Source organism: Mesorhizobium sp. M4A.F.Ca.ET.020.02.1.1 (assembly GCF_004022645.1).
In the GTDB taxonomy this organism is placed as follows: Bacteria; Pseudomonadota; Alphaproteobacteria; order Rhizobiales; family Rhizobiaceae; genus Mesorhizobium.
The window spans coordinates 639-6,649 of the sequence record NZ_RZOI01000307.1 but is presented as its reverse complement, the minus strand read 5'-3'; the positions used below and the strand labels follow the sequence as shown (position 1 = coordinate 6,649).

7 protein-coding genes are annotated in these 6,011 nt (G+C 65.7%); 3 read left to right on the top strand and 4 right to left on the bottom strand.

All coding sequences use genetic code 11. The features are described 5' to 3' along the window. The first annotated feature begins 82 nt into the window (after window positions 1–82). Window positions 83–832: an SDR family oxidoreductase gene (locus tag EN742_RS19190; protein WP_127406934.1), complete on the top strand. Its 750-nt coding sequence runs from the start codon at window positions 83–85 to the stop codon at window positions 830–832. 24 nt (window positions 833–856) lie between these two features. On the opposite strand, the gene EN742_RS19185 is transcribed toward EN742_RS19190, so the two are convergent. After that, window positions 857–1,777 carry a zinc-binding dehydrogenase gene (locus EN742_RS19185; RefSeq protein WP_127406933.1) on the bottom strand — a complete coding sequence of 307 codons (921 nt, stop codon included), beginning with the start codon at window positions 1,775–1,777 and terminating at the stop codon, window positions 857–859. Between the two features lie 138 nt (window positions 1,778–1,915). On the opposite strand from EN742_RS19185, the gene EN742_RS19180 reads away from it, so the two are divergent. After that, window positions 1,916–2,722, top strand: coding sequence for a helix-turn-helix transcriptional regulator (locus tag EN742_RS19180; RefSeq protein ID WP_126058271.1), 807 nt, complete (start codon window positions 1,916–1,918; stop codon window positions 2,720–2,722). A gap of 28 nt (window positions 2,723–2,750) precedes the next feature. Here EN742_RS19180 and EN742_RS19175 read toward each other — a convergent pair whose 3' ends face one another. From EN742_RS19175 to EN742_RS19165, 3 genes are all read right to left on the bottom strand, one after another. Beyond that, window positions 2,751–4,559 (bottom strand): cation:proton antiporter, encoded by a 1,809-nt coding sequence (locus tag EN742_RS19175; protein ID WP_126058272.1) that lies wholly within the window; start codon window positions 4,557–4,559, stop codon window positions 2,751–2,753. Between the two features lie 163 nt (window positions 4,560–4,722). Continuing rightward, entirely contained in the window at window positions 4,723–5,172 is a 450-nt protein-coding gene (locus EN742_RS19170) for a host attachment family protein (protein ID WP_126058273.1), read from the bottom strand. A 214-nt stretch (window positions 5,173–5,386) separates the two neighbouring features. Then, complete coding sequence (locus EN742_RS19165; protein ID WP_127405928.1) at window positions 5,387–5,581, bottom strand: hypothetical protein; 195 nt, start codon at window positions 5,579–5,581, stop codon at window positions 5,387–5,389. On the opposite strand from EN742_RS19165, the gene EN742_RS39460 reads away from it, so the two are divergent. Then, window positions 5,580–6,011, top strand: a 432-nt coding sequence (locus EN742_RS39460) for an NAD(P)-dependent oxidoreductase (RefSeq protein ID WP_281034977.1), incomplete at its 3' end; no start/stop codon positions are given. The genes EN742_RS19165 and EN742_RS39460 overlap by 2 nt on opposite strands.

The window sequence follows — 6,011 nt, the reverse complement described above, 5'->3', positions numbered from 1 at the left end:
ATCCTCACCGGCGGTTGAGCGGCAACATCGCCTCTCGCCATGGCTTGCGCCTTCGGCTACATGTCCGGCCGGAGACCGCGACATGGCCGAGACCGATACAAGAAAAACCATCGTGCTGACCGGTGCCAGCCGGGGCATCGGCCATGCGACGGTGAAGCGCTTCTCGCGTGAGGGCTGGCGCGTCATCACCTGCTCGCGCCAGGCTTTCGCCGAGGACTGTCCGTGGCCAGCGGGGCCGGAGGACCACATCAAGGTCGATCTCGCCGACCAGGAGGATGTCGGCATCGCCGTCTCGGAGATCCGTCACCGGCTGGAGGCGCATGGCGGCCAGCTCAACGCGCTGGTCAACAATGCCGGCATTTCGCCGAAGCTGAAGGACGGCAGCCGGATGAACTCGATCGACACGCCGATGCATGTCTGGCGTGACGTGTTCCAGGTCAATTTCTTCGCGCCGATCATGCTGGCCAGGGGCCTGTTCAAGGAGCTGGCGCAGGCGAAGGGCTCGATCGTCAACGTCACCTCGATCGCCGGCACCCGTGTGCATCCCTTCGCCGGCACGGCTTACGCGACATCGAAGGCGGCACTGGGTTCGCTGACGCGCGAGATGGCGCATGATTTCGGCCCGCACGGCATCCGCGTCAACGCCATCGCGCCGGGCGAGATCGACACCGCTATCCTGTCGCCGGGCACCGACAAGATCGTCGAGACGATCCCGCTCAGACGCCTCGGCGCGACGTCGGAAGTCGCCGACATCATCTTCTTCCTGTGCTCCGGGCAGGCGTCCTACGTCACCGGCTCGGAAATCCACATCAATGGCGGCCAGCACGTCTGAACCTCGATTTCGGGGCAAAATCGCTCATCCGGTCATGGTGAGGACGGCCTTGCCGCTGAAGCTGCGCTGCCGCAGGGCGTCCAGCGCCTGGCCGATGTCTGTCCACGGCACAGTCAAGGCGACGCGGGTTTCCAACCGGCCAGCCGCGACCAGGGCGAGCAGTGAGACGATATCGGCGCCGATGGCTGGACCGGACGTATAGTAGGCGAAGGTCTGAAGCCTCGCCCCTTCATGGCCCGGAACGAACTGGCGAAATCCGACGGGCGTCAGTTCGCCGCTGCTTGAACCGAACATGACGATGGTGCCGCCCGGCGCGACGCGTTCGATCGCGTGCGCGAGGCTTGCGCCGCCGACCGACTCGGTGATCAGCGAGAACGGCCCCTCGGCCCGCTCGATCGACTCGACGACACGTTCGGCGCCCAGCCCACGCAGGTCCTCTTCATGCCGGGCGGCGGCGATCGCCGTCACCGAAGCGCCTTGCTCGCGGGCGATCTGGATCTGGAAACGACCGACCGCGCCGCTAGCGCCGGTGATCAGGACCCGCTGGCCGGCGAGGTCACCGCCATGGCGCAACGTCCTCAGCGCCGTCGTGCCGGCGACCGGAAGCGTGGCGGCGGAGCCGAAGCCGACGCCGTCCGGCAGGACGGCGAGACGGTCGGTCGGAACCGCGACACGTTCGGCCCAGCCGTGCTCGTCGACCAAAGCTGCGACCCGGGTCCCCACGCCAGGCCCGGAGCCATCGGTTGCTGCCCGTTCGACGACGCCGACGATGTCCTGGCCGGGTATCCAGCCGTCCGGGCGTATGCCGAGCAGGCGCAGCTCACCCCGGTTCAGCGAGGTTACGTGGACCGCAATGAGCGCCTCGTTCGCCAAGGGCCGAGGGTCCTCGACCTCGGCCAGCCTAAGCCCGGTGGCGCTGTCGGACGCGATGACGAGGGCGAGCATGGGGCTGTACCTTCCTGGACCAAGCCGGCGATGGGCGCGCAGCGTCAACGCGATCGCCATGCGCAAACCGGAGCCTATCGACTTCCATGGTCTAAGAATTTAGCTATAATTGCACACGGTCGCTAAAAACAGTCAATCATGAGACAGCCTCTTCGCTACCCATGGCTCGATTTCGATGTCGACGACGTCCACGCGCCGGCAATCGCCGTGCGCGTCGATGTACCGGAGACCAGGGCCGAGGTGCGCGACCACTGGCATCGCAAGGGGCAGCTCGTCTTCGCGCTGGGCGGCGGCGTCACCTGTCGGGTTCCGAGCGGCCTGTGGATGGTGCCGCCGCATTGCGCCGTGTGGATTCCGGGCGGCATGCAGCACAGCAACATCGCGACCGCCAATGCGCGGATTTTCTTCGTTTATCTCGAACCGGGGGCCGCCGAATTGCCGGACCGGTGCTGCACGCTTTCGATCTCGCCGCTGCTGCGCGAGCTGATCATCGAACTGTCGGATTGCGCGCCGGAGGAGGCACGATGCGGTTTCCTGGGAGGGATCCTGCTTGCCGAACTGCCGCGCATGCCTGTGCAGCAATTGCACCTGCCGATTTCGGCCGAGCCGCGCTTGCGGCGGATCGCCGAGGCGTTAGCGGACGATCCCGCCGACCGCAGCACGCTAGCGGAATGGGCGAACCGCGTGGCGCTCAGCGAGAGCAGTCTGGCACGCCTCGTCGTGAAGGAGACAGGGCTGACCTTCGGGCGCTGGCGCCAGCAGCTGCACCTGATCGTGGCGCTGCGCGAACTCGCCTCAGGCGCCAGCGTGCAGCAGGTCTCGGGCGATCTCGGCTATGAATCCGTCACGGCGTTTATCACCATGTTCAAGAAGGCGCTGGGCAAGCCGCCGGCAAAATATCTCAGCGATATCGCGCAAAACGGCGGCTCCGCATTTGTCGCTTGATCAACCTGGCTGGTGCAGGACGCGCAACTCAAACGGCTTGCGGTTTGATCTCCGGGGCGCGGGCGACCTCTTTCAACCCAGCGGGTGACCTACCCGTCACCACCTCGACGATGCCGCGCGCGATCTCGCGCTCGCCCATGATGACGGTGTCGGCGCCGAGTCCCTTGAGATGCTCGACCTCGGCATCGGAGTGGGCGCGGGCGATGACATTGATGCCGGGGTTGGCGGCGCGGGCGCGCAGCACGATCTGACCCGCCTCGAAGGCATTCGGAATTGCAAGGATCAGCCGCTTGGCGCCTTCCGGATTGGCGGCCGAAAAGACGTCCGCATTGGCGCCATTGCCGGCGATGGTTTCGACGCCATCGGCCTTCAGCTTCGCCAGCGTCTTGTCGGCGTCCTCGATGACCAGGAAGGGCAGGGCGGCTTGCTTCAGCGCCGCGCCGACGAGGCTGCCGACACGGCCGTAGCCGATCAGGATGGAATGGCCGGTAAGCGCGGTTCTTGGCGGCGGGCCGTCTTGCTTTTGCGGCGAAGCCGTCACCGAAGCCACCTGGCCGGGCTCGGTCGCCGGGCCGATCGGCCTTGCCTCTTCCGGCGGCGATGCCTTGGCCGAGCGTGCCTCCAGCCACGGTGTCATCCAGTCGATGGCCAGGAACATCAGCGGGTTGAGCAGGATCGACAGGATGGCGCCGGCAAGGATCAGGTCGCGACCCTGCTCGGGCAGGAGCTTCAGGCCGACACCGAGTTCGGCCAGGATGAAGGAGAATTCGCCGATCTGCGCCAGGCTGGCCGAGATCATCAGCGCCGTCGCGATCGGGTAGCGGAAGGCGACGACGATTACGAACGCGGCCAGCGACTTGCCGAGCAGGATGATGGCCAGCGTCGCCAGGATCGGCCAGCCATTGCTGACCAGGCTGAACGGGTCGAACAGCATGCCGACCGAGACGAAGAACAGCACCGAGAAGGCATCGCGCAGCGGCAGCGATTCCTCGGCCGCCCGGTGGCTGAGCTCGGATTCGCTCATGATCATGCCGGCGAAGAAGGCGCCCAGCGCCAGCGAGACGCCGAACAGCTTTGCTGCCCCGAAGGCGACACCCAACGCAATCGCCAGCACCGCCAGCCGGAACAGCTCGCGCGACCCGGTATGGGCGACATAATGCAGGATCCAGGGAATCACGCGGCGGCCCACCACCAGCATAACGATGACGAAGGCCACCACCTTGGCCAGCGTGACGCCGACGACGCCCCAGATGCCGTAGTTGGCCGGCAGCGCCAGCAGGCTGGCATGGTCGTCGGCCTGCGGCTGGCCGCCCAGCACACCGGCAAGCGCCGGCAAAAGCACCAGCGCCAGCACCATAGCAAGGTCCTCGACGATCAGCCAGCCGACGGCGATGCGGCCGCGCTCGGTCTCGATCAGCCGCCGTTCCTGCAAGGCGCGCAGCAGCACCACCGTCGAGGCGACGGACAATGCCAGGCCGAAGACCAGCCCGGCGCCCATCGACCAGCCGAGCAGCCAGGCAAGGCCGACGCCGAGCAGCGTGGCAAAGCCGATCTGGACGACGGCGCCGGGCACGGCGATGGCGCGGACGGAGAGAAGGTCCTTCAGGGAGAAATGCAGGCCGACGCCGAACATCAAGAGGATGACGCCGATCTCGGCAAGCTCGGTGGCAAGGCTTGCGTCGGCGACGAAGCCCGGCGTGTTCGGCCCGACCAGCACGCCGGCCACGAGATAGCCGACCAGCGGCGGGATGCGGAAACGGTTGGCGAGCGCGCCGAAAACGAAAGCCAGCCCCAGACCGGCGACGATCGTGGCGATAAGGGGCGTGTCATGCGGCATTGTCTATGGAGCGCCTTTCGAAAAAATCACGATGTAGGATAGGGCCGCCCTGCAATATGGGGGGAGGCAGGGCCGCGAGGCAACCCGTAAAGCCGTGAAATCGAAAGGCAAAGGGGCACGAATGCCGGGCGAAGGGCAGATTGCGCTTGCCCGGCGGGCGCCGTCAGGCTGCCTGGAGCAGGCTTTCGATCTCAGGGATGGTGTGGTTGGTCAGCGTCTTTGGAATTTCCACCGTCACCTTGTCGCCGACAAGCTTGTGGAGCTTCCGGCGCATTTCGCCCAGCACCAGCGGCGGCGCGATCAGCACGATCTCCTTGAAGGCGCCGCGATTGGCGAGCCCATAAAGCCGTTCGGCGATGTCGTCGGCGAAGCGCTCCTTGCCGATACGATGCCAGTCGGTGTCCTCGACCGCGCTGCGATGGATGGACGGCCCGTCATTGTAGCGGCCGGGGCGGTCGCTGCCTTGCTCGCGCGTGGCGGGGTTCTCCTGCTCCATCTCCTGCACGACCTGCAGGTCCGGATTGCGGGTGTTGCCTTCATTGCGCAGGAACAGCGCTTTCTCGCCATCGGCGACCACGATCCAAAGGCCATGTTTCAGCGTGACGTTGCTCATGCGGGCTCCTCCTGCTTTTGCCGTATTGCGAACCCATTGGCGGCGGGTGGCCGGCGGGGTTCCGTATGGCAAACGTCCTCTGAAGCTGGAATGTTCCGATATTGGTCAGGCGCTCATTCAGCCACGCGCGCCGGCCGGCGACGGTATTGCGGCTTTAATCTACTAAATTGGTAGGATTTAGAAAAATCTGTTTTGTAGCGTGGAGCATTTGCAGCTAAAAACGCATGAGATCAGGGCCCGCAACAGCGGCTTCAATCCGATCCTCTCCCGGATGTGGAATTTTTTTCTCCTGCTCTTCGCGCTCGCGAAAAAGCGATTGCCTGCCATCGCGGGATGCGCGAGTGCTTTGCTTCTGGTTTTTCACGCCCGCGCGTAAAACTGCCAAATTGCTCAGGAATCTGCTCGCCATGTCGCAGGCCAATGCCAAGCTCAACGCTTTCCCCGTCTTCATGCGGGTCGAGGGCGAAGCCGTGGCCATTGTCGGCGGCGGCGAGGCGGCACTGGCCAAGGCGCGGCTCGTCGGCCAGTCGAGCGCGGCGCTGCGCATCATAGCGCAAACCGCCGAAGCCGAGCTGCTGTCTTTCATTGCCGCGACCGGTGCTGTCCATGTCGCCGCCGCATATGAGGCTGCGCATCTCGAAGGCGCGGCCATGGTGTTCGCCGCCAGCGGCGACGAGGCGCTCGACCGCCGCGTTGCCGAGGACGCGCGCCGCTTAAGCATTCCGGTCAATGCGGTCGACCGGCCAGAGCTTTGCGATTTCTTCACGCCGGCGCTGGTCAACCGCGCGCCGGTCGCCATCGCCATCGGCACCGAAGGCGCCGGCCCGGTGTTGGCGCAG

Coding starts and splice junctions, on each gene's coding strand:
- EN742_RS19190 (WP_127406934.1), top strand. CDS start 83: ATGGCCGAGACCGATACAAGAAAAACCATCGTGCTGACCGGTGCCAGC.
- EN742_RS19185 (WP_127406933.1), bottom strand. CDS start 1,777: ATGCTCGCCCTCGTCATCGCGTCCGACAGCGCCACCGGGCTTAGGCTG.
- EN742_RS19180 (WP_126058271.1), top strand. CDS start 1,916: ATGAGACAGCCTCTTCGCTACCCATGGCTCGATTTCGATGTCGACGAC.
- EN742_RS19175 (WP_126058272.1), bottom strand. CDS start 4,559: ATGCCGCATGACACGCCCCTTATCGCCACGATCGTCGCCGGTCTGGGG.
- EN742_RS19170 (WP_126058273.1), bottom strand. CDS start 5,172: ATGAGCAACGTCACGCTGAAACATGGCCTTTGGATCGTGGTCGCCGAT.
- EN742_RS19165 (WP_127405928.1), bottom strand. CDS start 5,581: ATGGCGAGCAGATTCCTGAGCAATTTGGCAGTTTTACGCGCGGGCGTG.